This is a genomic window from Planctomycetia bacterium, assembly GCA_034440135.1.
GTDB lineage: Bacteria > Planctomycetota > Planctomycetia > Pirellulales > JALHLM01 > JALHLM01.
This window is the reverse complement of sequence record JAWXBP010000121.1, coordinates 1-26,782: the sequence shown is the minus strand read 5'-3', so window position 1 is coordinate 26,782 and position 26,782 is coordinate 1. Positions and strand designations below refer to the sequence as shown.

Sequence of the window (26,782 nt, the reverse complement as noted above, 5' to 3'; positions counted from 1 at the left end):
CCCCCTGACGATAGGTTTTCGTGAGTTCTCGAATCTGAACCAACGCCATCGAATGCTGCCTCAACACGGTTTCGAACTCGCTTTGTTTAGCGAGCATTTCCAGTAATCGTTAACCGCTCTCCCTCGGTAAGGTCCGAAGGTGGAGAGTCAATCAACTTGTCGGTCGGTACGAGGCCCTCGACCACTTCGACGAGGCCATTTCCGGCGTCGCCGCCAGTCTGGATACTTCGCCGGGACGCCAGGCCAGACGCATTCACAATCCAGACGGCCGCGGCGCCCTCGCCATCCGATATTAGATTGCGAGGAATTAGGATACGTTCACGCGCTTTGACTCCCGTCTCCTCACTCTTCGGAAGCTCAGGGGCCAGGAATGTCGTGGAGACCAGCATTTCAGGTCGTAAGGCGGCAGGCGGATCGTCGATCGACACCTTTACTTCCAGGGTGTTCTTCTGGATGTTTGCCGACGAAGTCGCCTGCAAGACCGTTCCATTAAGCGTGGATTTGGACGACGCCGTCTCGATGCGTACTCGCTGACCGACTACTACCAACGGTACATCCTCCAAACGCACGTCGGCGCGAACCTGCAGTTGATCGGGCTGGTACAGAGTGACGACAGCGCTGGCCCTGTTGGTCGTTTCACCCCCGAAGTTTCCGACCAGCGTTCCGGGCGAGGCGAGGATCTTTAGCACGCGCCCATCAACCGGCGCGAGGATCGTCATTCGTTCCAGCCGCAATTTGGAGCGATCCACCATCAATCGGGCCAAATCGGCGCGCGCTTGCGCGCCAATGAGTTTGGCTTTGGCTTCCGAAACGGCTCGCTTTTCGTCGACGAGCAGCGAAGCCTGTTGTGACAGCCCTTCCACGCGCTCACGGAGTTTCGCCGCCTCTTGGCGAACTCCTGGCTCCCGGCCCTGCAATTCCTGGAGTTCGGCTTCCGCCGCCCGAAATTCGCTTTCCGCCTGTTCGACGATGCGCCCGGCCAAAGATCCCGCGGCAGCCCGCTTACCTTCGGCGTTGGATCGAGCGTAGGTCAATCGTGCAGTCGCTGCGGCGATCAGCGTCGGCAGCGAGGTTAGTTCCCTATCGATCTTGGCCAACTGAGATTGTGCGTCCGCAAGCAGGTTCTTAAGGTGTAATGGGTTTTCCAGCCGGCTTGTGACGGCGAGCAATTCCGCCTCAATGCCAGTGAGATCCGAGTCTCGCAAACGGACTTCTGCCTCTGCCTCTTCGAGCGCCAACCGTGCGTCGGTTTGAGACAAACGAGCCAACGGTTCGCCCGCCGACACCGTTTGCCCCTCGACGACCAGCAATTCCTCGATGACTCCTTCCGCCAAGGCGCTAACCATGATTGGCGTGGGCCTGGGTTCCACCCAGCCGGCGGCCTGAAATAGGGAAACGCCAGATTGGTAAACGACTCCACGCGAAACAATCACCGGCACGACCTGGACGGCGCGGCGCGATACGAGGCTGTCCTTCGCTGCGATAAGTACAAGTGAAGTGAATCCCAACAAGATTGCAGCAGGGATTACGTAACGCGAGACAAGGGCCCGCGAATGACTTCGCGACGGCTTGTCGGGACGCTCTACCTTCAATTGTCGTAGATCGACTTCCGTACTCATTGCAGGCTTTCCGTCCTGTAAATCGTGGCTGGAGCGCGCAGGCCGTTTTGCGCGACTCCAGCCGCCGAAACAAAGCTACTTCGACTCTTTCACAAACACCTGGTCGGCGAGGACAGTCAAGTTCCCCTCCGCATCGCGCTCGGCCTTGCCATGTACGACGACCATGGCGAGTTCCTTAACGCCCAGCAATTTTCGCGCGTCTTCGGTGACCAATTGCCCCTGGGGATCGACGACTTTGATCAAAGCCGTTGACGTCGGCAGCGCAGCGGTTTCGCAGCAATAGTCCCACGGCATGGGGCAACCTTCTTCAGCCGAACAATGCGGCACCTTCGGATCGACGATCGTGAATGCCGCCGTGCCGTCGACGAACGGTTTGGCAGAGCCACCGATGCGTCCCACGACCGTGATCTCCGTCGCAGTGTCCTTCGACTCACGCGCATCGGCCACGCCCACTGCGCCTGCGGGTTCCTCGTTCACCAGATAGGCCACTGTGGTGGTTTCCACCGGTGCAGTCGAGTTCTCCGCCACGGGCGATTTGCCGCATCCTGCGAAGCCTGACGCGAGTGTGATGACAGCGATTGCCGTTGTGTTGAACCTTCTCATCTTCGGTTACTCCAGAATGATCTACTCGTTCTATCGGCGACGTCGCCGATATCAAAGTGCCTTTAGACTCTGTGCCACCGGCGCATGAAGCGCCTTCAGCGCGGGGGGGATTGCTCCGCAGATTCCGAGCGATAGACCCGTGAGCATGCCGATCAGCAAACCGAAGCTATCGAGCCGCAACGTGAACGCTCCCATCGTGAATCGGACCGCCATGCCATTCAAGAACACGAGAGCAACGGCGCTTGCGATCAACGATGCCGCGGTTGCGAGGAGGGTGCTTTCCTGGAAAAGGCTCAAGGCGATCGCGATCCGTCGGTAGCCGATCGCTTGCAACGCGGCCAACTCCCGCACTCGGCCGGCGACGGCTCCATACATCATGTTCATTCCCGCAAACACGCCGGAACTCGCCACCAGGACCACCACGAGCCAGGCCAAGGCGCGCACGGGTCCGTAGTGCCGTTGCAGCGAATCGTAGTAGGCGACTTCGCCGATTGCCTGTAGCTCCAGATCGGTGCGCCCCTTGCAGAAGAGGTCAATCTCGGCGGGGGAGACGTTGGCATCGAGCATGACCGCCACGAGGCTCAGGTCCTGCCGTTTCAGCGCCTGTTGAAAATCTTCTAGGCGACACCAGATTTCCGATTCGAGCGCAGTGCCTCCGGCCGAGAAGCGGCCGGCAATGCGCCAGCGCTGCTTTTCGATGGTCAAGTATTCGCCGACCTTAAGCGTCTCGGGATCAAAACCAAGTTTGGCGGCAGTCAGAGTTCCGACCATGATCTCGCCGGCCTGTGGCCAACCCCCTTCGCTAATTTGCACTTGTCCCCGGACCTGCGGCGCCTGCGATGTGACGCCACGGACCAACCCCATTCCAGTACGCGCATTATCGGTGGAAACCCGCGTTCCTAGAAACATCTCCGGAGATACGCATGGGACGTCGAACTGTTTGCGAATACCCTTTAAACTGGCCGTCAGAAGACCAGGAACCTGTGCAGCAATAGTCGAGTTTTCGATGTTTTCTTCTGCGTTGATCGAGTACACGAGCACGACCTGTGGATGCCCGCTTGACGCCAGTGAACTCTCCAAACCGCGAATAAAGCTGACTACGACGAACACCAGCAACACCACGATGGTCAAGGCGGAGAGCGTGAGCGCAGTGCGAACCGGTCGCCGCGTGAGGTTGCGGACGCCATATTCCCACGGCAATAGGCGGACCCGTCCCATAGACTGCAATCCTGGCGTTGCGATTTGCGATTGAAGAACATCCGAACGACCGTGATCGAGCGCAATTAAAGCGCAGGTGGATAATGGCCGTTAGGCGTCGGTAACCATCCAGCGGAGAAACGACTGGATCCGCAGAATCAGATCTGCAGCGAGCGCTCGAATACGCGCAATGGTCGACCGGAAAGTCGCCAAGAGAGGTCGTCGTCGGAACGTCGCCGCGACGAGGGTTCATTCACTTCCGAGGGGAGCTGAAACTCAAACGCCCATTCCGTTGCTGCAATCGCGAAGTCGAATGGGGTTTCACTTGTACCCAGTGCCCCTCGGCAAATGCAGTGCTTGCAACCACAATCCTGATTGTCCGGCGAGGGAGCGCCTGGATCGCTCTGCTCGTCCCGATGGACATTCCGGTGCGGACAGCAACTGCAGGTTGACCTATCCTGCTGATCCGGTTGCGCATCGGTACTGCACGTCATGCACCGTAACGGGCACACGAGGACAGACGCAATCAAAAAGTGAGCCAGAAGAAAGCGGAACATCGCACCAAATGTTATCGGGGGTGACCGCCAGAGTCAACGTGACCTCAATTGGTCGCGTGGGCGTGTCAAACCATAGCTTGCAAAATCGGCCGGATAGATAGCTAGGCGATGCGACCGAGACACAAGTAATTGCATGCAAAGGAGTTGCAACAAACGACGCCAGCTCGTCGCGATAACTTCGCCCGGCCATCGAACGATACTATCGAGTCGCCTATTGCGACGACGGTGAATGTACCAATCCCTGATATCGTGTGACGGGCTGCTTTGACGTCCAGGCAATCCCGCGCAGCACAAGAATCCGATAGAGGGCGTCATCCGTCGTCGTCGTGTAATGGCCAAGAACGCTTGCGAAAACTCGTCCCTCACCAATTTCGCATGTCCAGACCATTGGATGCTCCTGACCTTCTTCGACCGCCGTGGCGAGCACCGTCACGTGACTGCGGTCGCCGATCAGGGGCCAATATGTCTCATCCAAAAATGGTGTCGCTTTAAAGCCCATCGTCAGCGGATGCTTGTCGTTCGCGATATGCAGCTCCAGTGGCCCATGTCGGTATTTGGAGCGAACCGGCTGAGCGGCGAGACCCAATCGCGCCGCGAGCGCTTCCGGATTGTCGTCGGAGATCATCGCCGAGTGCAGGGCGACGAGTCCACCGCCACGTTTCAGAAACGCGTCGAGATCCGCGAGTCGCTCTTCTGACCAGTTGTGATTCCAGCAGTAAAAAACCACGACGTCTGAACGTCTCCAAAGCTCGGGCGTTGGCCAGTCTTCAACTGCGTCCACCGAAGTGTCAGCGGCTCGACTGAGCAATGCCTGCCATCGCGATTGCCAGGCAGGATAGTCATGCTCTCCCGGGCCGTGGTCCTGTTTACCGGCGACTAGGGCAATGCTCAGAGGCGCGGCCTTCTCGACAATCGGATTCTCCATTGCCGCGGTCAAGACCCGACGAACATCTCCATCCGTGCGTACGGGAAACGCGTCGCCCGCCGCGTTGCGCGGCATCGGTTCAGTCAGCAAAAACGCCAATAAGTCTTGAACTTCTTGCCCGCTAAGGCCATCCAGCAGGCCGGTCGGCATCGCAGATGTCGTGGCCGGCGCGATGCTTTCGACTTGATTGCGGTCGACGATGGTTTCCTTAGCCCGAGTGTCGACCACGCGCAGCCTGTCAGCGCCATCCGCCTTCACGATTCCCTGCAGCGCACGGCCATCGTGCAGGGCGAGGCTGTAGCTGACAAAGTCCGGGTTGATCGATACGCTCGGCTCGCGGATATCTCGTAATACCGAGACTTGATCGCGGTGCGCATGATTCCCCAAATCTGGTGCGAAGGTCGCGCCACGCCCCCGCACGGCGTGGCAAGTCGAACACTTGCCGCGCGAACCAAAAAACAGTTGCTCTCCGTTGGCCGGGTCGCCTTCGACTCTCGCATTGCTAACGCTTGCGACGGTCGTTTCTCGCGCCGATAGCGGCGGCGCCCAGGGAACGAGCAGTTGTTCCAGTCGGAGACCGCGTTCGGTTGGATCAAGATCGGTGTGATAGCTGGCGTGAACCTGCATAGGATCGTCACTGGTCAATGCGACAAACTGAAATGTTCGACCGCCTGGCTCGACGGCAACGGTCGCCACCTGGCCGGCCGTTGTCGTGCTTGACGACTCCACTCTTCCGCCTTCAACTTGCAACTCGAAACGTCGGTCCGAGGAGATAGTCAGCCTCGCGGTCGTGGGCAAATCTACGGTACCTTCGATGGTCAATTCGCCCGGTCGGCGCAATGCCTGAAACCATTGCTCGTGCTCGACAGAGCCGACGGTTAGTTCGCCAGCCACGTTCAGGTCAATATGCGGGAGCCAGATCTTGCTCACGGCTTTCTGCGCGGCCGCGCTTTGCCAGGTAGCCTGGACACCGTGCATCGAGTATTCCATGTCAATCGCATGCGTAGGACCGGCTGGAGCCATTGGAATCGTCAGCGAGTAGCCAGCCCGCAGCGGGTGTGGATCGGTGGCAATCGACAGCATTCGCCCATCCACGGACCACAGACCGCCTACTGAATGCAATTTGCCGCGGTGCGATTTTCCTTGGTCTTCTACGGCGGCATAAGGGGGCTTGAGCGACTCAAATCGATCGCCGGCCCGCACGTTTTCACCGTAACTCAATTCGACGGGCACAGACTCCATGCGCAATGCCTCAGACACCGGGCGGTCGAACGCGACCCGCACTTCCAACGGACTCGCAGACCAGGCAACTACTGGCTGCGGCGCGGTGGCGTCGAGATATCGCACGCGGAACAGCTTCCCTTCACCTTGAGGACCGGTGCCCCAATCGGGCGGACCACTGTGGCAGCAGAGATACAAATCGCCTCGCGGCGAAATCGCCGCGTCTGCCAGCAACATCGTCGAAACTGCAACCAGCGAAGGCCGGCCAACGTACCCATGTTCCGTCTTTACCAAACGTACGCGCCAGAGCTTTCCGCGAGAAAAGCCCGTAACCAGGGCGTCGCCCTGCCATGATTTGGGTCCAAACGAACGATGCGACTCGTTCGCTTCATTGAACACCAGTCCGGTCGTCGACTGATGCTGGGGCCCAAAACCCACGATCGGCGGTTCGTCCACAACATCTGGAAGGTACTCCGCGTGCCGAGGTGGAAATCCGTAGTGCCGGCCAGGCTGAATGTGATTCAGTTCATCCAGCGGATTGCCGCCAGGCAGCCAGGTGGCGCCCTCCTGGTCAGTCAAGAATAAATCGCCGGCGCGGTTGAACGCCAACGTATACGGCACGCGCACGCCCGTGCAGATTGTTTCGAGCTTGGTTTGACCTCTTGCCAGTCGAACAATGGATCCGCGCAGACTGTTTTTGTCATACTTGGCGACATCAGCTTGGACTCGATACGGATTCGAGTAGTCGACACACATCAAACCAAAATAGAGATTCCCTTCGGCATCCAACGTAACGGCCGTGGCGTCGACGCCTCCCGATGCAACGTCCGTGGGCGGCCATCCTTGCGCGACCACCTTTTCCACATCGGCCCGCAGGTCACCGTCTGAGTCGATCAGCAATGACACCTTCCCATGCGAGGAGACATAGAGTCCTTCTTTAGACCAGGCCATGCCAACCGGAACGCTCAGCGTATCCTTGTCCCAATAAGGAATGGCTTGCTCCTCGATTCCATCGCCATCGCGGTCGCGAAGCACATACACATGGCCGTTGTAACCGAGTGCCAGCAGGTCGCCATTCGGCGAGAAGCGAAGGTTGTTGACGTTCGGCAATGTAATGGGCAACTCTTCGACTACGAATCCCGGTACGAGTGGGCGAATGACTTCCTCGGCGCTGCTAGGCGGTGCCAGCACTCCATAACAGCACGCGATCACTGCGGCAAGAACGTGATGAAACGAGACGCAGTTGGGTCGGGTGAACATGGAATCGCACATCTCAGCACGTTTGGAAATCAGGGCGGAGCGCCGATACGGAATCGGCGCCCCGCTCGTGCCAGTTTGGCGGTACGACGCGTCGACGTCTATTGATCCAGGATTTTCGACAAGTCATCGAGGATCGCCTTCTCGGCTTTTTCGTCGAGACCATCCTTCGCCAAAACGTGATTGACCTTTACGTTCATGCCCTTGTACAGCATGACGGTCAATTCCGCGTCGGGCGAGATCTGGTAGTCTTCCGGTCCATTCGGCTGATCGGCCGGAACCACGAGGGCGACGTTTTCGATCTGGTGTTCCTTGGCGAGTTCCTTGGCGGCGGCCGTTAAGGCGTCGGCGTCCTCACCGAGAAAATTCACGAAGGCAGCCAGCTTTTGGCCGCTGTGCTCAGAGAGAGCTTTGTCGAGTTGCTTGACCAAACTGGCCAAGTGCCCGTCCGATTTTCGCGCGAAAATCATGACGACGGGGCGTCCACCATAGAATCAGCGATAGCAGAGCGTCTCGCCGATCTTCACGCTGTCGTTATCGGCGCCGGCGGCCTTCACGACGTCAAACGGTCCCACGGAATCGCCGACTTGCAGACCGCTCTTCAAGTCGTCGGCGCGGGCCACGGCCGCTACCATGACAAGCGCCGCGGCCAGGCCGAACCTGGCTGCTGGTCGAAACATACTGACCTCCTGTGCAAGAGAGTACCACCTACCCCGCTCCGGCCGAACGAGGCCAGCAGCGGATCGGTAACGTCCACGGATTATCGCACCGCCCAGTTCGCGTGGCAATCTGCGTTGGAACCACAATTGTGAAAAAACTAGAGCCCAGCCCTTGTATAATCAACCATCCAATTGAATACTTGTGCTCATGGGCATGTCGCATCGCCAATTCAAAGACGGCGTGTATGAACAACTTGCCCGCATCGGCAAGGCGGTCTCAGCACCGAAACGGATCGAGTTGCTGGAACTGATCTGCCAAGGGCCGCGCAACGTGAAGGTCTTGGCGAGACTGACTGACCTCTCCGTGGCGAATGCCTCGCAGCACCTCAAGGTATTGCGTGCGGCGCGCTTGATCGACGCCGAGAAAAAGGGCCTCTATGTGGAGTATCGGCTCGCCGACGAATCGGTGGGCCGTTATCTATTGTCCACACAATCCCTTGCCGATGCCCGCCTCGCCGAAATCCGTCAACTCACGCACGATTTTCTGGAGCAACGCGGGGCGCTAGAACCGGTCAACCGTGAGGAACTGATGCGCCGCGTTCGCGATGGCGACGTGGTCGTCTTGGACGTACGGCCCAGCGAGGAGTATGCCGCAGGGCATATCCCCGGCGCGGTTTCCGTCCCGATCGGCGAGTTGAAAGCGCGCCTTAAGGAACTGCCGAAGGGCAAGGAGATCGTCGCGTACTGCCGCGGCCCATATTGCATCATGTCAATTGAAGCCGTGGAACTCTTGCGCAAAAAGGGCTTTCGCGCCCAACGCATGGAACAAGGCGTACTCGACTGGCGCGCGCGAGGTTGGCGCATCGAGGCCGGGACAAAAAAGGCCGGACGGTAGCGATCCCCGGACTATCCACAGCATTCCATCTTTGACGGAGATATCGACGTGAAGCTTCTTTCCGTAGGCGTTTTGGCAGCGGTGACGGCCTTGGCGGCGTTGTTCGCTGACGACCCTCACGAGATGGAAGGTTTCCGACTCTTCCCGGTAGACGACACCGTGTGGCGAGATGGGCCGCCGTCGTTACCGAAGGGAGCGCAGATCGCTGTGCTTGAAGGAGATCCGACGAACGAGGGGCCCTTCGTCTTTCGCATCAAGGCCCCGGATGGGTTTCAAATCCCCTTGCACACGCACCCTAAGACGGAGCGTGTCACGGTGATCTCGGGCACTTTCCACATTGGCATGGGAGAGAAGGTCGACAAGGATGCCGCGAAACCGATGCCAGCCGGCACGTATGGCTTTTGGGAAGCTGGCATGAAGCACTTCGTCTGGGTCGAAGGTGAAACCGTGGTGCAGTTTCACGGACAAGGACCATGGATCATCAACTACGTGAATCCGAGCGACGATCCGCGCAATCAATCGCCATAGGCAGATATCGCTCGCCTCCGATGAGATTCGGTTTTGACTTTGGCGCATTGCACGACTTGTATGGCCATGAAGTCCACCTCGGCAGTTCGGCCATTGATCGAATTCTCCCCCAAAGGGATCAAGGCCGCGGTTGCCGAACAATATGGTTAGGTTGCCGCTGCGCCTGAGCAGAAGTTCAACTTTCCCGTCGGGCGGCAGTTCGCAGAAAGCGTGGGCTACGATCCCCCGCTGCTGCACCAACTGCCGCGAGGTGTATGGGAATCCATCACCGCGGCTGGCCATCCGCAACCGTACGTGGATGCTCAACTGGGCGAGACAGTACTCGATCTCGGTTCCGGGGTCGGCCTGGATCTTCGCCTCTATGCTGGAGAAGGTCGGACCAACGGGAAAGTTGTCCGGCCTGGACTTATCCAAACCGATGTTCGACAAGGCGCGGAATAATCTGCGACAAGCGGGCATTCACAACGTAGGAATGGCTGCACAGAGCGGCCGATGCGATTCCGCTGCCGAATGGCTCCATGGATCTCGTCACGGCGAACGGCATTCTTAATCTGTCGCCGGATAATGATGCCGTGATGCGGGAAGTGGCGAGAGTGCTGCGTCCGAGAGGGCGCACGATCTTCGCGGAGATTGTGCTCGCGAGCGAACTCCCGGCAGATGACCGACGTGAAGTCAGCGACTGGTTCCGCTGAGTCGGCGGAGCGTCGGTCGAGAAGGTCCTACTCCAGTCGCATGGCTTGAGAAAGTCAGACGTTCCGTGGATCGGCAGAAATGCACGAATTGGACATCAGTTGTCTCAAGGCGCCGTCATTCGAGCGGAAAAGCTGTGTTGATTGAGTCAGTAATGTCACTAAAGCCAGTGAACTGAACTGCGAACCGCGACCTGATGGAATTTGGTTCCAGTGGCGTCGGCCTCCGGGCGAACGGCGGATGTCAGTGCTAGTTGACATCATCTTACTTGAAGGCGATGCCACCAAGGCTGGCGTTTTGTGCTCCGTTTGAATTCTCCAGCTGGCTTGTTGAGTGCAAATGTGAGGCGGTGGCGCGTGTCCACAACCTCACGAGTAGCTCGTCTGACCCGGCGAAATTGCCAAGAAGTCCTTTTTACCATTCTTGCCACTCACCAAAAGGTCTGTTGGCTCGCCGGGCGTTCAGTCACTGGCGGACGCGGAGCCAGCGGTGAAGTGACCGCCGCCTCGTCCATTTCGGTGTTCAACGGCACGCCCGCCAACACGCAAAACTCCTTTCGTTGCACTTCCGTCAAACGCCGCGCGAAACACCCCTCGTCACGAGTCCACAAGAGAAACAGCGAACCCAAACCGTCGTCGACCACGGACCACGCTGCACCTTGCCAAACGCAGACCAGATAGTCGGCGAACCAATCGTGAATTGGCGACTCCACTTCGACCGTTTCGTCGGGCGTAAACTCCTGATCCTCCACCCACTCCTCAACCGTCAGTTGCGCCGTTGGTGGCTGCTCCATCAACCGCCCGACGAACTCGGCGGCCGAGGATGCCGGCGGCGATTCCGCCGCTACGAGTTCGCGCGCCTCGCCAAACACGCTAGCATCGACGGCATTCACTTGCTGATGACAGTTAGCCGCAGAAGGATCGTTCGGCATGCTGCTTAGCCGATACGTCGGCGTCGAGCGGGGCCCTGCAACTGCTTCGCGGAGCGTTCTCAACTCTTGGGTCAACGACTCGCGCTGTTCATCGACGGCCATCTGGAGCATCTGTACCTCGCCCGCCAGGCGCTCCACCAAGTCGATCAATTCCTGGATCAGCTCCTCATCGGCGCCCTTCATACCGGTCCTCCTCGCGCCGACCATTCGAGCGCCACTTGACAGGCCGTGCGGGCCAGTAGCACGGCATCTGCCGGAGCCTTGGCCGGATCCACCGCAATTACGGGCGGAGCACCGCCACGATCCAAATACCATTGCAACTTTCGGGCAAGTCGTCCTAACGTCGGCCAATCCTTCCCCTTGAAGGCTGCATTGATGCCCTCCCACAAGGCCTGCGGATCGATCGCCGCCAGATCTTCCAGCATTTCGTCCCACGGTTGGCCTGGTTCCACCACATTCCCCTTTTCGTTGAAAGATGCAGACAATTCAACCTTCGCAACACGCGCCACCGGTCTCGCTCACCTAGCATGGCCAGCGAAACCGCAGCGCCGACAACTCCCCCGTTGTTGTGCAAAGATCCGCAAACGAAAAAAAGCCCGAGCGAAGTCGGGCGAAGAGAACCTTATGCTTCCCAACGTTCGACGTCGGCCATGGGTCGCGGCACGTCAAACACGTGTCCGCAGCCGGGACACTCGATGACGACAGTCGTACCACAGACGGTAGTGCCCAACGCTGCTCACGTTTCTCGACACAGTGGACAGCGAACGATGAACAACATGGCATCCTCCAATCTCGTAAGGGACCGCGCGCAAGCCGAGCGGCCATGAAACCAGCAACGCCGGCGCCGGAGGCACAGCCCACAAGCGCGACCATAGCGCAAGTGCAGCGCTCACTCAAACGGCTGGTGGCCTGCCAAATATGACTGATCACGTCGCGCATGGACTTGACCTGGTCCTCCCGCCGACAAGCGCTAAGGGGCTGCCCGCCCGCGGCGCTGCGCCGATCGAGGAGTGATTCCTGCCGTCGTCCGGGGTTGTCATCGTGGGGGCTCGCCCCGTGAGGCCGTCAGGCCCTTGGCCCCCGCGATGGCGACCCCGGATGGCGGCAGGCCAATCCCTGCTGTTGTGTGGGGCCGATTCGAGGGGCTCGTCAGCTGTCGCCGTTCGCCGGCTAATTGAGCGCTCTAGTACTCAACCGCTCGAGCGATACGCGAGCGCCGCGGCAGTCATCGCGTATTGGCGTACGGGCGTCAGAATGCGCCCAATATGTTCTGCCCCCTGCCATCCTCGCCGACCATACTTCTGGAGCGTCACGAGAAACATTCCGGCTGACAGTCAGCCGATTCGAATCCAACCTACTCTTCGCTACCTAGAGTCCTAAACAATGGTGGCCGAGACCGTGGTCTCGTTCCTTCCAACCGTCGGGAAGTCTAACCTTCGGCGGTATGTCCCAGAGCTAACAGTACGATGTCCTTTGTGCGTGCACATTTCGGTTCTCGTTCATCCGACTGCGGCCGTGGCTGCATTGTCGGCGTTAGCTCGGCAAAAGCCCCCGTGGGGGCTTTTGTTTTCTTTGGCGACCGTGCTCGTCGCGTTTTCTCTCCGTGTCACTGGAGCGTCCCGTGGGGCGTTCCATTGAACTGCCGGCTCCTGCAAGGAACCGGCTTTAGCGAGGAGGAAATGTATATGGCTATCAATTCCGGTGGAGAGATCCACTGCAAGTTGACCCATATCGAGAACGGTAACGTGACGGTCCGGAGGATTCGCCAGATGATCGTGCAAGCGCCTAGCGGCGTCGTCAGCGCGCTCATCGGAAATCAGCTCCCGGATGCGATCTCGCTCTACTCGGGGACGCCCCAAAAAGGGAACGCCCTGGAGGTGCTGCTGAGAGAGCGTCCGCCGCTGTCACTGCGTGCGTTTACCATTGAGTTTCTCAATGGTACCCGCGCCCGTGACTTGTCCTTTATGTTCGTGGGCATGTTCGTGACGGCCGGCCTATCGGCCGTCTACGAACTGATCGCGCGGATGTTGGGGCTGTAAATCACGGGGGGTTTTGGGCCTAAGGTTCATTGCCCAAGGTTTTTTTGAGCTATTTGAGTACTCGCCATACTCACTTAGCTCCTTTTCTTATCCCACAAACGCCGCCCTCGCGCAACGATTTGTTGCTACGGGGATAACAGGCCGGCTTCCACCATCGCATCACCGTGCAGGATCAACAACTCTTGCGCGCGTTTGATGAATGCGATGTCCACCTCACGCCAATTGATGATATTGGCGACCGTCGCCGGAAACGGCCCGCGATCCCGGTCGTTCCCCCAATTCGCAATCGCTAACAGTGCCTCCATGCCTTCGCGCGTCGGCTTGAGTGCGCCGTTGCCGACCATTTTCGAGAGCGACATGGGTGCCAGGTCCGTGGTTTGCACGTCCATTCCGGGACCGGGCTGCGCATAGCCTTTGGTGACGAACGGCACCAACGTCCGTTTGACTTCGGCGAGGTCTTTTTCCAGCGCCGCGGCCCGCTGTTGCTGGGCTTGTTCCCGCTCGTAGCGCGCCTGGACGAGGGCTCGCTGGGCTTGGGCCGCTTCCAGGCCGGCGAGAATCCGCACGGCCTCTGCCTCTCCAGCCTGTCGAATCACCTGCTCCTTCGCCTCGGCGATCTGGGCGTCGGCGGCTTTTTGCGCCGACTCGATGCGCTCGCGCTCGAATTCGATCGCCGCCAGCCGCTCCGCGTGCTGGTCCTCGGTGATCGCCGCGCGCAGCGTCTGGTCTCCGACTGGCTGGTCTCGTGACTCCACGACGAGCGCCGCAATATTTCCGCGGCCTTCTCGATAGCTGGAGGCCGCTTCCCACGCTTCGCGCATCAGTAACGTCAGCCGATTGACCGCTTCCTTCTCGGGCAGGTAGGCATCGTCGACATCGGCCAAGGCTGCCTCAGCTCCGCGGGTCAATTCGCGCGCAATCTCCTCAAGCTCGGTCGCGCGGGACACCTCCGGCCGCACCTTTTCGTAGATCGCCCGGAAGCTCTTAACGCGATCCGGATTGGCGGCCAGGGATTTACCTGCCTGATTGTCGAGCAGCGGAACGACTTCGGCCAGCCACTGACGGTCTTCCTCGCGCCATTCGCTTAAGCGTCGACCAAGGGCCGCTGAGGACTGCAATAGTTCGCGTTGCTGGGCCTTAGCCCAATCGAGTCGTCCCACGGGGGTCGCGGGCGCGGCAAAGGGATCGAAATCATCGATCAAATAGCTGGTATCAGGAGGTTCCGCCGGCGCATCGGCTAGGGGCGCAACTGACGGCACGTTGCCATAGTCGCGCTCCGAGTCAGCGGTAAGTCGCTCCCGTGGCTCCGCCGGGAAACGGTCCTCGACGACCTGCCACACGCTCCAACCGACGCGGGCCACCAGCGCTAGGCCGACGACGACCAGCGCGTTTTGCACGAACCGCCCGGCGCGGGCCGGACGCGCCGGCCCATGCTCTAAAAACCCATCGAAATTCGGACGGCGAGGAGGTCCGCTCTGCGGATCGACAGTGCTCATGGCGAAATATCCTGCGCCGGCGTGGCAGTAAAGGTTGGCGGCTAACGCGACGGTTCGTTCGGTTCCGACAGTTTGCGAATCCGCTCGTCCCAATCGTCGTCGGAGGAGGGGGACGAGAGTGGGGGCCCGGAGGCCGGCCCGGCCGCGTCGGGAATGAGCACGGTTTCGTCACTGGCCGTGGGCCAGGCCGTACTGCTTCGTCGGTCGTATTCCTTGAGGCTGATATGATAATCGCTGATGATCGGCGTCACATAGCCACTGAACTGGGTGAAGTGGCTGGCTTCGGTGACGCTGATGAAACTGGTGTTCGGAGCGGCGCTAATGTCCATGATCGTATTGCGCTCCAGGCGAAATCCAACCTCTTCGTTCACGCCGACGAGTTGAAACTCGGCATGGTCGGGCGTGAAGCTTTGATCATCATCGGCGGTGAATTGTTGTTTCCAGGAGAGCGCCTCAAACCGTCCCTGCCCTGACATTTCCTCCAGGAGCTTGATCGTCTTGGGATCGGAGGCGCGAAAGAATTGCTTGAAAGCCGTGCAGGAACTGACCGTGTCACGCACGTCGACTCCCTTGCGATCAAGTTGTTCGACATTCTGGTGGGCCACGATGAAATGCACATTGCTGCTACGAGCTTGCTCGAAAACTAGCCGCACGCTGTCGGAAACAATCTGTTGGAATTCATCCACGACAACATAAATCCGCTGGCGTTGCCGCGCCGTGCGACGGGCGGCCGCAGAGAACAGGGAATACATGGCGAGTTTGGCCACGGCTGGCGAGCCGATCGGTTCGATCGGTGATTTGAGGTTGAAGTACGCCACCTGCGGTCGCGACAGCATCATGCCCATGTCGATGGCGGCTTCACGGACGCGCGGCTGCTGGCGGAGGTCCTCGGCCGTGACGTTCAGCGCATATATCGACGCCAAGCGATCCACCAGCGCGGTGACGTGTTGAGCCTTTTTCCAATCGTCGGGATTGCCGCCAGCGGCGAGGTAGGCGGCCTTGTCGCAGAGCAGGGCATGCAGCCGCTGGAAATTTGGAATCGGATAATGTCGGATTAGATTCAACAGCACAACTTCATTCATCGCGGAGAAAAAACCGCGGCCATAGGCATCGCCATAATTGAGTGAGAGTCCCTCCAAGATGAGCTGCGTCTTTTGATTGGGCGTCAGGCGGGCGAAATGCGATTGCTCCAGTGGATTGAAGACGTGACTGGATAAGCCCGTCTCCAGGGCAAACCAACGGAACTCGGCGCCGGCCGCCGCGGCCTCCAGGCGGGCCGTCTCGAAGAGCGACCGATCTCCTTTTAGGTCGAGCACCAGCACGGAGCAATCTTGGGCGGCCACGAGTTGAGCGATAATTGGCGCAATGCCGAGCGAAGTTTTACGCGAACCCGAGTCCCCAACGAGATGAGCGTGCTGATGCAGCAGCGCCTTGTGCAGCAGGACCGGATAGCCGCCAAAGATACTGCGTCCCAGCAGCACGTGTTCGCGCTCTTTGCGGTCGCGCGAGTTGAGCATGCGATTGACGGAGATTGACCAGGGTGATTTCGTGGTGCACTGGGCAGATCCGCCGGGCACTTCAAGCGCCAACCAGTAGCGGGCCAACAAGCTTCCGAACACAAACCAGTAGATAGCGAGGAATACGAGGATGGGAATCATTGCCGCCAAGGCGGTCGCCAGCGTCAGCTGCGAGGACGTAAACCCGGCACTGCTCGGTTGGGGACCGAAGATCAGTTGTGCGGCCGTCAGGACCAGCGTGACGGGCGCCGTTCGCGATGGCGACGTCTGGAGCAAGAGAATGCCGGTCGTCATCGACGCCAAGGCAAAGATGGCCACGACCTGTCGGACCCAGAGTGGACGCAACCAGCGATCGGGAAATAAAAACACGCCGGGGGCTTGCGTTGGCGTGGGGAGATAGCTGAACCACACGTGGAGCGAAGCGAATGTCGCGATCAACGTCGCGCGCCAAGAAATGCGTGGGACGATACCGCTGACATGCCAAAGCAGCCAGTAACACGGCAACGGAACAATGATGGCGGTCAGTGCGATCAGGCCAGCGGATGTTTGCAACTCTGGATTGCGGTCGGAGCGCATCAGCCAATGCAGCACTTCATAGCCGAGCCACGCCTGGACCGCGAGCGCCACGATGGCGGCCCGCGCCGTGAGCATTTCGGGACACTCATTCGGCAGCGCCGTCGTCCACAATCTTGGCCAGAGCGATTGCCACAGCCGCATTTCGCGCCAATCAACCGCCGGGTTGACGGTCATCCAATAGGCGAACTGCTTGGCGCAGACGTAAGAGGCCACGAGCGCAACGGCCATTGCTGGTACGAATGCGAAGACGCTCGGATGATGGGGGGCTGTGAACGCGGCCGCCGCGACGATCGCCACAATGGCCAACACCAGTCCGCCTTGTCGCCAAAGAAATTGCCATGTCAGGTGCGGGCGGAGGGCATCGGAATTGAGGCCCCACAAAACCGCGTAGGTTACGGCCAACAGCCCTCCGACGCATCGCTTAAACCCTGCGGTGGAACGCTTGAAGTTCGGACACGGTCGCCACCTCAATGCGCGCCGCACCGCGAACTGTTAGTTTGATGGCCGACTCCAGCAATCGCTGTTTGGCCGGCCAGGCGGTCATGATTGTAACGCAGAATCGGCCGGATTGAATCAGCGTCGCGAAAGCCGGCGTGCGATAGTGTTGGGCCAAGAGGCGGTCGAGTTTACGGAGCATCAGTTTGGGTGGGTTGCCGCGGTCCAATAAGACCGTTCCCAGCCGGCACGGCGCCTGGCGGGAATCGACATAATAGCCACCGGTCTTCATCCGCTCTCGGCACAGTTCTGGAAACGCGGACTGAAATTCAACAGTGGTCAGCCGACGCACACCCTCGGCGCTGCAGAACGCCAAGAAACCGTAGGCCACGGGAAAACTTTGCTCGGTAAACTTGCGCCCACTTTTGGCGGATGCACCGGCAGCTTGCCGCCCTTGTGCGCCGAGTATGTAGTAGGTTAATCCGTTGGTCAGTCGCCTTTCCCGCAACCAACCTGCGGAGACAAGTCGTGAGACGACTTTACAAACTGCGCTGTCGCCCGCCCCCTCGAAAAACTCTCGCTGGAGAAATTCGCGTGTGGTGAGTCGATAGCGATAGACATGATGGAGAATTTGCCGATCACGGTCGTTCGGTGTGGTGGTCATCGGTCACCAGATTTCGTAGGGGAGGCCGCGATGGCGGCAATGTTCATGAAACGCCTGGAGGCGACGGGCAGAATAACTGCCGCCGAACTCGACGGCCCGATACGGCGCGCCGTCGCGATTGATCAGCAGCGCGTCTGGAATTTTCTGATGCTTACCGCGCTCCACCAGCGAATCTTCGCCGACCCAGTTAGCCGCATCGTTGGCCCAGCGCCGACGGTAGGTCAGAAAGACGGCCCCCAGGTGCAGGTCGTGCGTGGCCTGGCAAAGGTTTTTGACGGCGCCCGGAGCACCTCCGCCAATCAGGTCGACCGCCCGCGACGTGGCGATGTAAACCGAAGTGCGTCGCGGCTGGCCGGACCAGCGCGATTGCAGTCGCCACGACAGCCACCCGAAGTCAGTTGGCTGCTCAGCGGGAAACCAGGCGTATTCTGCCGAGCCCAGCGCAAGCATCGGCTGGGCCAGCACGTCCACGCGCCGCAAGAGCCCCGCGCGAGCTAACCGGCGCAGCCGCTTAGCGGCATTCTTGCCTCCGCTCGCGCCGTCATTCCACCAGGCCGCCGCCAGATTAACGGCAGAAAGCATCCGCACGCGGCTCCCAAGCGTCTCGATGATTTCCAAATCGCGAAAGGAGAGGATCACCCATGCACCTCCTTGCGCGGTCGGCCGACCTTGCGGTGCTCTGGTGAAGGCGATTGTCCAGGCGCTGGTGCTGGTCCGTGCGGCGACTGATGATGCGGCTTGTTGGCGGCATGTGGCGCGGCAAGTGCCGGTGCTGCTGCGCCGGCCGAAGTGGTGCTTTGCTGACCGGCGGCTCCAGGTCCATGGCCGCCGTTGGCGTTTCCTCCGTTGCCAGGGCCGTTCCCGCCATTCCCATTCCCGTTGCCGCCGTTGTGGGCCATTTCGTTAAGTCGCTTGCGCAGACTTTTGGAGGCGGCATGAATCAATTGCCCTTGATCCTGCCGCTCCAAGCAGTCGAGCGCGTCGTGAAATCCAGCCAACATGGCCTCGCAGGTGCGGCGGCGCACGTATTCCCAAATCGAAAGCGACATCGTTGAATCTCCACAAAGATAAATGGTCGCTACCCGCTACGACCGACTTCACGGAATTCTCAAATCACAGGCACGCAAGGGTCAGCGCAGGCTGGGGTGAAGTTGCGCGCGCTCGGGCGCTGCCTCTGGCGGCGAGAATTAGCCGACCGTGCCGCGCGTTGAAAAATGCTTCGACGAATTTCGTTTCGAAATCCGACGGCGAGAGTTTTCGGGAACTCGGAAAACCCCCAAGTGGACCGCTATACGTGATGTCGCGGGGAATTACTGGGGAATTAGCTTAAGGTATGAGCCGGCCAGGCGTTACAGCGAAATCGGAAATTTGGAAACCGTCCGACCACGACGTAAGGCGAGTTGCCGCGCGAATTGATAGTGTGACGGGGTTTTTTAGGGGCGAGAAATGAATTTTCGGCGGTTGCTGTAAACTCGCCTGGAGAGAAATGGCCGGCCAGCAACAGCTGACCGGCGACGGCGTGAAGGAATTAGGCGGCGTGCTGGTTGGAAGATTGAGGCGGCGCCTGGCGCAGGACTAAGCAAACGTCATGCAGTCGCGGAATGAAGCTCGAACTGTATTCCTTCTGACGCGCCGAAGTCGTGCCGTGACTAAACCGAATGATTTCCGGCGCGGCGAGCGTCAATCCTTGCGCATAGGCGAGGTTGAGTGTGCGAAAAGGCAGGGCCTGATAGTGTCCCTGGTCGCGCAAGTCGCCCATCAGCACCACGAGCACTCCGGACGGCCGCAAGACCTGCACACAGTTTCGCATCACCCGCCGCAGCCCCTGCAGAAAATCGCGGAGCGTGGGAGCATTCGCTAGACAACGCGGGTCGTTACTCCAGCGAATCATTTTCCAGTAGGGCGGATGCAGCCAGATAAAATCGAATAATCCCTGGTCCAGGAAAACGCCGGACGCGGTGGCATCACGCCCTGACCGCAGGTCACAGCTGACGCACTCGATATTCAATTCCCGGCACACGTCGCGGCAGGTGCCACCACCCGTCATGGGGTCCAGCACCCGCTTCGGCCGGTAATACATCAGCAAGTCCTTAATGAGCAGGCCGGAACAGTTCCCTCGGTAACCAGCGTCACCATATTGGCCGCGGCCCGGAGTGGCATGAATGCTGGTCAGCCATGGTACGGGACTGGCGGTCTTCGGTCCCTCGGGGAGCGGCACGAGCCGCGGCGCTCTGTCGGCGCTGCTGGCTGGCGTGGAAACGGAACGGGTCTCAACGATCGGATCTGCCAGCGGTCCGCTGGTCAGTTTATTGTGGGTCGGTACAGTCATGACGATTCACCTTGGTTTCGAGCGGCCGCCTTGCCGGGCGGCCGCGGTTGTTGCACTACTAGAAAATCCGAACGCGTACGTTCATTCGGCCACCAACACAGCGCGGGGGCTGACTTGCAGTAACCCCGCGTCGGCGAAGCTGAACGCGTCCGCCCTGCTCAAAATAATGTGGTCCAGCAGCGGGATATTGAGCACGTCGCCCGCGGCTCTCAGCTTCGCCGTCACGGCGCGGTCCTCCAGCGAAGGGGTGACGTGACCGCTGGGATGATTGTGGGCCACGATGATGGCGGAAGAGGCGACCTGTAAGGCAACGCCAAAGACCATCCGAATGTCGACCACCGCTCGGTCGAAGCCTCCGCTGGAAACGCAGAGCCAGCCGATTGCCTCGTGCGCTCCGTTAAGACAAACGACGTAAAGCTCTTCCACTAGCTCCAATTTGTTGGCATCCCACACGGCGCGGAGGTATTGCTCCGCCGTGTGAGACGAATTGACGATTGACGGTGTGGGTGGTGGCTTGCCGCGCAACGTCGTGCGTCGCCGATACGAAACCTTGAGTTCAGCAAGGCGTGGGCTGCGGGCGAGTGAGTTGAGCATCTTCATCGTCGTGTTCTCCTATTACGTAAATATTCCTAATCCATCGCTTCGTGGCGGGCTGCGGCATGCTTATTAATAATACTGCGCGTCGGCCCGCTTGCATGGAATTATTATGGTCATAATAATTCCTAGGAGTCAAGCCATTGGGCGGTTCGCTGAAAACTTTTTTATGCGCATGTTAAATGGCACGCGTGGCGGACAACTCAAGACGGTAAGAGCCGCCACGCCGATGCGATAAGAATCTGCAGCGATAACTGAAGACAAAAAAAACGGCGGCCAAGTTCGGCCGCCGCGGTTTCGCAAAGACAAGGCAATCGTCAGTAGTCACTGGGCAACAGCACCGTGGTCACCGAGCGGTCGGCTTCGGTGATCAGCCAGAACCGTGTTTGATTGGCAGCTTCATACACCGAGAACAACCGCCCACCGACTTCTAAGGCGCGGGCGTTTTCGCGACTGTCAGCCGGACAGACGAAACCCCAATCGCCGCGTAGATGTCGGTCCAGCGCGGCGGCAATGTCATCGTGCGAAACCGCCGCCAAGGCGGCCGGTGTGCCCGCGATTTTTCCCGGCTCGAACTTGGGGCCAACGGGCTGAGGCGGTGGAGTCGTGGATTCCGCTGCGGCAACTGGAAAACAATCCGTCAATAGATTCCGGGCAATTTCGAACCAATTGACTTCGTCCAGTGCCGCCGCGAGCAGGTCGGAATATACATCCGCTCTTGGGAGCGGGAATTGTTCGCACAATTCGTGCTCTAGCTGTTCCGCCAGCATCAGAGCGACTGCTCCTGGGTTGGAAGGGTGTTCGTCACAAACCACCTTGGCACCTGGGCCGTATTGGGCGCACTGGCGCGCCTGCTCGTGCCAATGAGAATAGACCGCTTTGTTATTTTCCAACCAGAGATTCACACACCACGTTTCGTAGTTACTCCATCCGTTGTATTCTCGTTCTGTCGTCATAAGTCCTTTTTGTGCTTAGGGGACGTGCGTTTATCCCGCACGCCCAAACTAATTCCGAGCCCATCGGCTCCCAACTTTCTATTTTTATTATACCCATAATAAATACTGGACGTCAACAAAAAGATGCTTGACCGAAAATATTTTATGCGTATGTTAAATCCCATGCGAGGCAGACCACCCAAAGCGGCCATCGATCGCCGCACCGATTCGATGAAAATCCCCATGACCGACGCGGAAAAACGGCTGGTCGAATCGGCTGCCGAATCGGTCGAAGCGAAGCCAGTGACGTGGGCGCGCGAAGTGCTTCTGAAAGCTGCTCAGCGTCGCAAACGTTGAAGCTCTTCCCTTCCAGCCAACTGCGACGTTCAGCGCGACGCCAGCCGATACTTGGTGCGTCGTCGTCGATGGCAATTCCATTATGGCCGCGCACTCGTCGCGCACGCCGCTCGTTGACTAACCATGTGCCGACGGGCCCGCGCGAATTGGCTTGGGATGGCAGGCGATGGCGGCGTGGGCCTTGCCAGCCAGAGCGGAGCACGCCGGTGGTAGCTGTCGACCACGGGGTTTGAGGCGCAATCCTCAATTGCCGTGGCGGGGCAGCGTTTCAACCGCGCACGCCGCCGCTATGATGGGACCAGGCCAATCGGCATTTCCCCCTCACAGCTTGAAAAACGTGACGCATGGGCAAGCGCGACACGATTCGATTTCGCGGCCACGTGGACCAAGTGCTCGATGAAATCACGCTCGGCGGCAAGACGTATCAGCTTTTGGAACGGCTAGGAAGCGGCCAGCGCGAACGATATCGCGCTTTCGATCGTCTCGCGGGACCACAGGGCGATTATCGTGCCGTGCATGGCCTGCCGCGCTCGCCGGAAGTCGAACAGCAGATGGCGGTCCTGCATCGACTGGCCGACCTCCGCAACAGCAACGTGCCATTCGTCGTCGAATACCATCCCCAGCGCGACCGGGTGTATTTGGTGATCGCCTGGATTTGGGGAACGCCGCTGGATGAACATCTGAAGCGCGTGCGGGTCGGCCGTGAAACGCCCCTCTCCGCCTTCCATGCTTGCCGACTCATGCGCGGACTCGCGCATGGCCTGTGCCAACTACATCACGCCTGGAACGTGAACCACGGCGACTTGAAGCCGGCGAATTTGATTCTCGCGCCACAAGGGAAGCCTCTCTCAACGATTGACTTTGGCACGGCTTGGCTTTGTGAGCGGGCGACATCACGAACCGGGGGCGATGGCGTCTCCGGTCCCTACTCGGCCCCTGAACTGCTCTTGGAAAGTCCCACAACGCCCGACTTTCGCAGTGATCAATTCTCACTGTCGGTCATCTGGTACGAATTGCTCACGGGCGAGATTCCTTTCGACGGCGCCGGCGGCAAGGCGGGTGCTCCAGCGGTGCGCCCAGCGTTTGCCGGAAAACTGATTCCCCCCAGCCGCCTCCCCCGCCACGCGGGAAATGTCCCCCGCGGTCTCTGGAAGTCAATCGATGACGCCGTCTGTCGCGGCCTGGCATTGGAACCGCAGGAGCGATTCGGAAAGCCACGGCAATGGCTCGATGCGCTCGACGAAATCCATGTTGGTTTTCGGCAGCGTCAGCGACTGGGAGGATTTAATCGCCGCGTCGTCGAATTCATGACGCGCTGGACCAGGGGTCGTCGTCCCGCGGCGGACGATTAGAGAATTTTTAGCCGGATGGCCAGCTCGTGCGGGGGAATCCATTCGAATCGATCGCCGCACGAGGCGTGGTATAAGTCCCGGTCGTTAATCACGGTGCCAAAGACCGGGACGCTTTCCCCCTCCCGCTGGATTTCGGTTCGATCTTGACGATAGCGACGCGGCAGGCCCCACGGACAACCAGCGCACAACGCTGCCGGGGCCGGCGACGTGGCTGTCGGGTCTTCACTGGCTTGGATCAACAATTCTCGCGACGAATGAAGGCTGGCCAACAGGGCGCCTTTGGCTTCGGACGAATTCGGCAATGCAACTCCCTGGTACGTGTCGCCGAACAAGACAATACCGGCGGGACTCTCCCTCCCCTCACACGCCTCAATCAAATGGCAATAGCCCGCCATCCGGACAACGTGCTGCGGATAGATGCGCGGTTCCTGCTCGTGATCGAATTGCCTCACCTGAAACACGGGAATCGTCATCGAGCCGCGGCGCAGCGTCCGCCACGGAGCGCCGGAAAGCCCGATCGACTCGTCCCGGTATGCCTCATGACACCGAACCGAGATCCAGCCGGCCGCCAAGAGTTCCCACCAACTGACTTCCTGCCGCGATGGTTCCGCGAAGTCGAGTTCCTGCGGCTGCTGTTGGACAACTTCACGACGCAAGCGAATGAGTTGCTGCACCGCAGTGACGCGACGACTAAGCGGGCCAGCCAAGAGCAACACCAACCCGGCCATCAGCAACAAAAACAAATCGCGGCCGGTCCAAGTGGCAATGCCGGCCCCGAATAAAACGGCGCAAGTCGCAACACCTAACAGCCAGAGGCGATTCAAATGACGATTGAGACTCTGTTCTAGTTCGTCGATCGTGTAGGGTAACGAGAAGTCCAGATTGGCGCGGAGTTGTTCGTCGGCGTCCTGCCCATTCGTTTCGACGGTCAAGACTCCGGCGCGCGAACAAAACACGAACTCGGACAAGGCATGGACCGTCAGCCGGCGCTCGACTATGGTCGCATCATCGGCTGATTCATCGCCCACGGGCAATTCCTCCCATTAAGTCCAATTCTTGATCGCAGTGATGACCTGCGTCATCGAATCGGGTCGGTCGCTGCGCGGCATGGCCACGCTGGACAACGCTATCCGGCGCACCGCCGGTGGAAGCTTCGCTTTGGCCAGGGCCTCGGCCTCTTGGCCCTTGGCGGGAAGTGCTCCGCAGGCGGCATGCACCAGGATCCGCCCCCAACTATAGATGTCGGCCCGCGCATCGATCGTCTCGTGAGCGTCGGTCTCGATGGCTCGGTAATCATCGTCAGGCCAGTCCGCCTGGGGCGAAACGGTCGGTGCGCCGTCGAGGAGTTTCGCTAGTTCGAAATCGGTAAGCACCGCCGCTTCGTCGGCATTACGAATGAAAACAAATCGAGGCGACAATTCCCGCCGCACGATTCCGGCCGCGTGCATGGTCTCCAAGGCACTGGCGATCTGCCGCATGATTTTCGGCAAGCCCCCTGGCGTTAACAGCATTGGGGCCAACAACGCCGAGAGCTTGCGCCCATCCACCCACTCGTCGATTACCCACCAAAATCCGCCATGCTCCCATTCGGTCGCACTGAGGTTACGCGCAATGTTGGGATGCGAACCGACTTTATCGCAGACTTGGCTGTGGCGCGTCAGGTGACTCCTGAGTCGTGCGCGATCATTCGTAGAAAGCTGTGAGAGGTCGTAGCACTTGCCCCGGCCGATGCGGCCCGCGACGTGCCGATGGCGAAGTTTCCAGACGTCGAAGTGCAAGCCGTTGGTGGTGCGCTGCTCCCCTTCCACGGGCTCCAGCACGTCCCATTCGCCGACTGTTGTGAAAAACTCCGAAGGATGGTCCCACGTGCTCGGTGGCTTCAATTCGCGCAGTAAGTCCGGATGCAGGACGGAAACGAGATTCTCCGCGCCCAGCAAGGTCGCCACGATCTTGGCGGAATTCAAGAACGCCGAATCGCCGTTGACGATGGCTTTGACCGTGCGTTTGTCGAGCGGGCAAGCTTCGGCATCGGGGCGAGAAAACAACTCCTCCAAGTTCCAGCCCAGTTTGAGACGTAAGTAGTCAAGTTTTTGTGGGTCGAGCCGCACGTAGCGCCGGTCCATCGCAATTCCTCGTCCCAGTTGTCCGCAGAATGCTCGCAGGAAGAACTGACGCCCGCTGGCACGGCAGATTGGAATGTGATTGTAACCCACGCGGGAATCGCCGGGGAATCGTCTCCTCCGCGACCGGGGCGCCCAACTTCCTTCGGACAGGAGTCATGCCATGAGCAAACCACCGACTATGAGTCTTGGATTTTGTGATGATGACGAAGCCCGGTTGGTTCCGGCGCGCGTCGTTGCTAAAATGATGGCGATCTCGGTGCGCTCGCTATGGCGCCTCCTCAGTGCTGGACGACTCGTGCCGCCCGTTCGTTTGGGCCGCTCCGTCCGCTGGCATGTCGCTGAGGTGCGGCGTTGGATTGACGCAGGTTGTCCCCCGCCGTCCGACGAAAGCTCCCTTTCTCCGCGGCAAAGAAGACTCTAGGGCCGAGCGACGCCCATCCTGGCATTCCAAGTCCCTTTCTGACGCGAGTTGACAATGGCATCCGTCTACAAAAAGTCACGTGACAAAGGTCGCAAAGGCGCGTGCTGGTACATCGACTATGTTGATCACCGCGGAAAACGGCGGACGCGACGCGGATTCTCCGATCGCGGGGCAACTGAACAATTGGCGGGACAGATTGCCGAAGATGTTCGACTGATTCGTGCCGGCTTAAAGGCCCCCCGAGTCGAATTGGAGCGACTCGACGTGTCGAGTTGCCTGGTGGCGTTTCGGGAGCATTTGGAGAATCGAGACAATACGGCGACCTACGTTGCCGGTGTATTGGACCGCGTTCACAAAGTGATGGCTGGTTGTGGCGTGAAGCTCGTCAACGAGATTACGGCGGCGGCTGTAGCAGCTTTCCTTGCCAAGCTCCGTCGAGAAGGCAACGTCGGCAAGAAAAAACAACATCGGCCGGTCGGCAAGACCACGAGCAATCACTATCTGCGATCGGTGAAGCACTTTTGCCGGTGGCTCGTTCGGACGCGGCGACTCCCGGACAACCCGATCATGGAACTCGAATTGCTCAATGCTCAGACAGATCCGCGCCACCAGCGGCGGGCATTGTCGATCGATGAGTTGGAACGGCTCTTGAATGCGGCGCTGAGTGGACCGGAGGTCGAAAACCTCTCAGGGCCAGATCGAGCGATGCTGTATCTTCTGGCCGCCTGGACGGGGTATCGCAAAGGCGAAATCGGCAGCTTAACGTCGGCTTCCTTTGACCTCACCAGCGATCCGGCAATCGTGACGGTCGCGGCCGGCTACAGCAAGCGTCGCCGCCGCGATCAACAAGTGCTCCACCCTT

25 protein-coding genes are annotated in these 26,782 nt (G+C 59.6%); 7 read left to right on the top strand and 18 right to left on the bottom strand.

The features are described from left to right. Positions 1-86 precede the first annotated feature (86 nt). The 6 genes from SGJ19_06895 to SGJ19_06870 all read right to left on the bottom strand — a co-directional run bounded on the left by SGJ19_06895 (position 87) and on the right by SGJ19_06870 (position 8,059). Positions 87-1,619 carry an HlyD family efflux transporter periplasmic adaptor subunit gene (locus SGJ19_06895; GenBank protein ID MDZ4779961.1) on the bottom strand — a complete coding sequence of 511 codons (1,533 nt, stop codon included), beginning with the start codon at positions 1,617-1,619 and terminating at the stop codon, positions 87-89. Between the two features lie 75 nt (positions 1,620-1,694). Further along, positions 1,695-2,222 carry a hypothetical protein gene (locus tag SGJ19_06890; GenBank protein ID MDZ4779960.1) on the bottom strand — a complete coding sequence of 176 codons (528 nt, stop codon included), beginning with the start codon at positions 2,220-2,222 and terminating at the stop codon, positions 1,695-1,697. A gap of 51 nt (positions 2,223-2,273) precedes the next feature. Next, the gene (locus SGJ19_06885; protein MDZ4779959.1) at positions 2,274-3,440 is read right to left on the bottom strand and encodes an ABC transporter permease; all 1,167 of its coding nucleotides are present in this window, start codon (positions 3,438-3,440) and stop codon (positions 2,274-2,276) included. A gap of 747 nt (positions 3,441-4,187) precedes the next feature. Then, a complete protein-coding gene (locus SGJ19_06880; protein ID MDZ4779958.1) occupies positions 4,188-7,382 on the bottom strand; it encodes a ThuA domain-containing protein in 3,195 nt (1,064 codons plus the stop codon). 98 nt (positions 7,383-7,480) lie between these two features. Further along, complete coding sequence (locus SGJ19_06875) at positions 7,481-7,849, bottom strand: hypothetical protein (protein ID MDZ4779957.1); 369 nt, start codon at positions 7,847-7,849, stop codon at positions 7,481-7,483. 24 nt (positions 7,850-7,873) lie between these two features. After that, a complete protein-coding gene (locus SGJ19_06870) occupies positions 7,874-8,059 on the bottom strand; it encodes a hypothetical protein (protein MDZ4779956.1) in 186 nt (61 codons plus the stop codon). A gap of 193 nt (positions 8,060-8,252) precedes the next feature. Here SGJ19_06870 and SGJ19_06865 point away from each other — a divergent pair, with 193 nt between their 5' ends. The 3 genes from SGJ19_06865 to SGJ19_06855 all read left to right on the top strand — a co-directional run bounded on the left by SGJ19_06865 (position 8,253) and on the right by SGJ19_06855 (position 10,153). Continuing rightward, positions 8,253-8,933 (top strand): metalloregulator ArsR/SmtB family transcription factor, encoded by a 681-nt coding sequence (locus tag SGJ19_06865; GenBank protein ID MDZ4779955.1) that lies wholly within the window; start codon positions 8,253-8,255, stop codon positions 8,931-8,933. Positions 8,934-8,981: 48 nt separating this feature from the next. After that, positions 8,982-9,461 (top strand): cupin domain-containing protein, encoded by a 480-nt coding sequence (locus tag SGJ19_06860; protein MDZ4779954.1) that lies wholly within the window; start codon positions 8,982-8,984, stop codon positions 9,459-9,461. A 476-nt stretch (positions 9,462-9,937) separates the two neighbouring features. After that, positions 9,938-10,153 carry a methyltransferase domain-containing protein gene (locus tag SGJ19_06855; GenBank protein ID MDZ4779953.1) on the top strand — a complete coding sequence of 72 codons (216 nt, stop codon included), beginning with the start codon at positions 9,938-9,940 and terminating at the stop codon, positions 10,151-10,153. Positions 10,154-10,581: 428 nt separating this feature from the next. Here SGJ19_06855 and SGJ19_06850 read toward each other — a convergent pair whose 3' ends face one another. Both SGJ19_06850 and SGJ19_06845 read right to left on the bottom strand, forming a co-directional pair. Further along, the gene (locus SGJ19_06850) at positions 10,582-11,265 is read right to left on the bottom strand and encodes a hypothetical protein (GenBank protein ID MDZ4779952.1); all 684 of its coding nucleotides are present in this window, start codon (positions 11,263-11,265) and stop codon (positions 10,582-10,584) included. Then, positions 11,262-11,567, bottom strand: a complete 306-nt coding sequence (locus tag SGJ19_06845) for a hypothetical protein (protein ID MDZ4779951.1) — start codon at positions 11,565-11,567, stop codon at positions 11,262-11,264. The genes SGJ19_06850 and SGJ19_06845 overlap by 4 nt, the downstream gene beginning before the upstream one ends. 1,200 nt (positions 11,568-12,767) lie before the next feature. Here SGJ19_06845 and SGJ19_06840 point away from each other — a divergent pair. Next, a complete protein-coding gene (locus SGJ19_06840; protein ID MDZ4779950.1) occupies positions 12,768-13,121 on the top strand; it encodes a hypothetical protein in 354 nt (117 codons plus the stop codon). 125 nt (positions 13,122-13,246) lie between these two features. On the opposite strand, the gene SGJ19_06835 is transcribed toward SGJ19_06840, so the two are convergent. From SGJ19_06835 to SGJ19_06800, 8 genes are all read right to left on the bottom strand, one after another. Continuing rightward, positions 13,247-14,617, bottom strand: a complete 1,371-nt coding sequence (locus tag SGJ19_06835) for a hypothetical protein (protein MDZ4779949.1) — start codon at positions 14,615-14,617, stop codon at positions 13,247-13,249. A gap of 41 nt (positions 14,618-14,658) precedes the next feature. Continuing rightward, positions 14,659-17,112, bottom strand: a complete 2,454-nt coding sequence (locus SGJ19_06830; protein ID MDZ4779948.1) for a TraM recognition domain-containing protein — start codon at positions 17,110-17,112, stop codon at positions 14,659-14,661. Positions 17,113-17,131: 19 nt separating this feature from the next. After that, on the bottom strand, positions 17,132-17,809 hold the full coding sequence (locus SGJ19_06825) for a hypothetical protein (GenBank protein ID MDZ4779947.1): 678 nt from the start codon (positions 17,807-17,809) through the stop codon (positions 17,132-17,134). 3 nt (positions 17,810-17,812) lie between these two features. Continuing rightward, entirely contained in the window at positions 17,813-18,448 is a 636-nt protein-coding gene (locus SGJ19_06820) for a hypothetical protein (GenBank protein MDZ4779946.1), read from the bottom strand. After that, a complete protein-coding gene (locus SGJ19_06815) occupies positions 18,445-18,858 on the bottom strand; it encodes a hypothetical protein (GenBank protein MDZ4779945.1) in 414 nt (137 codons plus the stop codon). The genes SGJ19_06820 and SGJ19_06815 overlap by 4 nt, the downstream gene beginning before the upstream one ends. 479 nt (positions 18,859-19,337) lie before the next feature. Next, the gene (locus SGJ19_06810) at positions 19,338-20,138 is read right to left on the bottom strand and encodes a hypothetical protein (protein ID MDZ4779944.1); all 801 of its coding nucleotides are present in this window, start codon (positions 20,136-20,138) and stop codon (positions 19,338-19,340) included. Positions 20,139-20,219: 81 nt separating this feature from the next. Next, positions 20,220-20,738, bottom strand: coding sequence for a JAB domain-containing protein (locus tag SGJ19_06805; protein MDZ4779943.1), 519 nt, complete (start codon positions 20,736-20,738; stop codon positions 20,220-20,222). A gap of 311 nt (positions 20,739-21,049) precedes the next feature. Beyond that, positions 21,050-21,502: a hypothetical protein gene (locus SGJ19_06800; GenBank protein ID MDZ4779942.1), complete on the bottom strand. Its 453-nt coding sequence runs from the start codon at positions 21,500-21,502 to the stop codon at positions 21,050-21,052. 309 nt (positions 21,503-21,811) lie between these two features. On the opposite strand from SGJ19_06800, the gene SGJ19_06795 reads away from it, so the two are divergent. Then, positions 21,812-22,024: a hypothetical protein gene (locus SGJ19_06795; protein MDZ4779941.1), complete on the top strand. Its 213-nt coding sequence runs from the start codon at positions 21,812-21,814 to the stop codon at positions 22,022-22,024. 344 nt (positions 22,025-22,368) lie between these two features. Continuing rightward, positions 22,369-23,376 (top strand): protein kinase, encoded by a 1,008-nt coding sequence (locus tag SGJ19_06790; protein ID MDZ4779940.1) that lies wholly within the window; start codon positions 22,369-22,371, stop codon positions 23,374-23,376. Here the strand turns inward: SGJ19_06790 and SGJ19_06785 are convergent. Further along, positions 23,373-24,404 carry a hypothetical protein gene (locus tag SGJ19_06785; protein MDZ4779939.1) on the bottom strand — a complete coding sequence of 344 codons (1,032 nt, stop codon included), beginning with the start codon at positions 24,402-24,404 and terminating at the stop codon, positions 23,373-23,375. The genes SGJ19_06790 and SGJ19_06785 overlap by 4 nt on opposite strands. 15 nt (positions 24,405-24,419) lie before the next feature. Beyond that, positions 24,420-25,499, bottom strand: coding sequence for a protein kinase (locus tag SGJ19_06780; GenBank protein MDZ4779938.1), 1,080 nt, complete (start codon positions 25,497-25,499; stop codon positions 24,420-24,422). A gap of 475 nt (positions 25,500-25,974) precedes the next feature. On the opposite strand from SGJ19_06780, the gene SGJ19_06775 reads away from it, so the two are divergent. Further along, the coding region (locus SGJ19_06775) for a hypothetical protein (GenBank protein ID MDZ4779937.1) at positions 25,975-26,782 on the top strand (808 nt) is incomplete at its 3' end.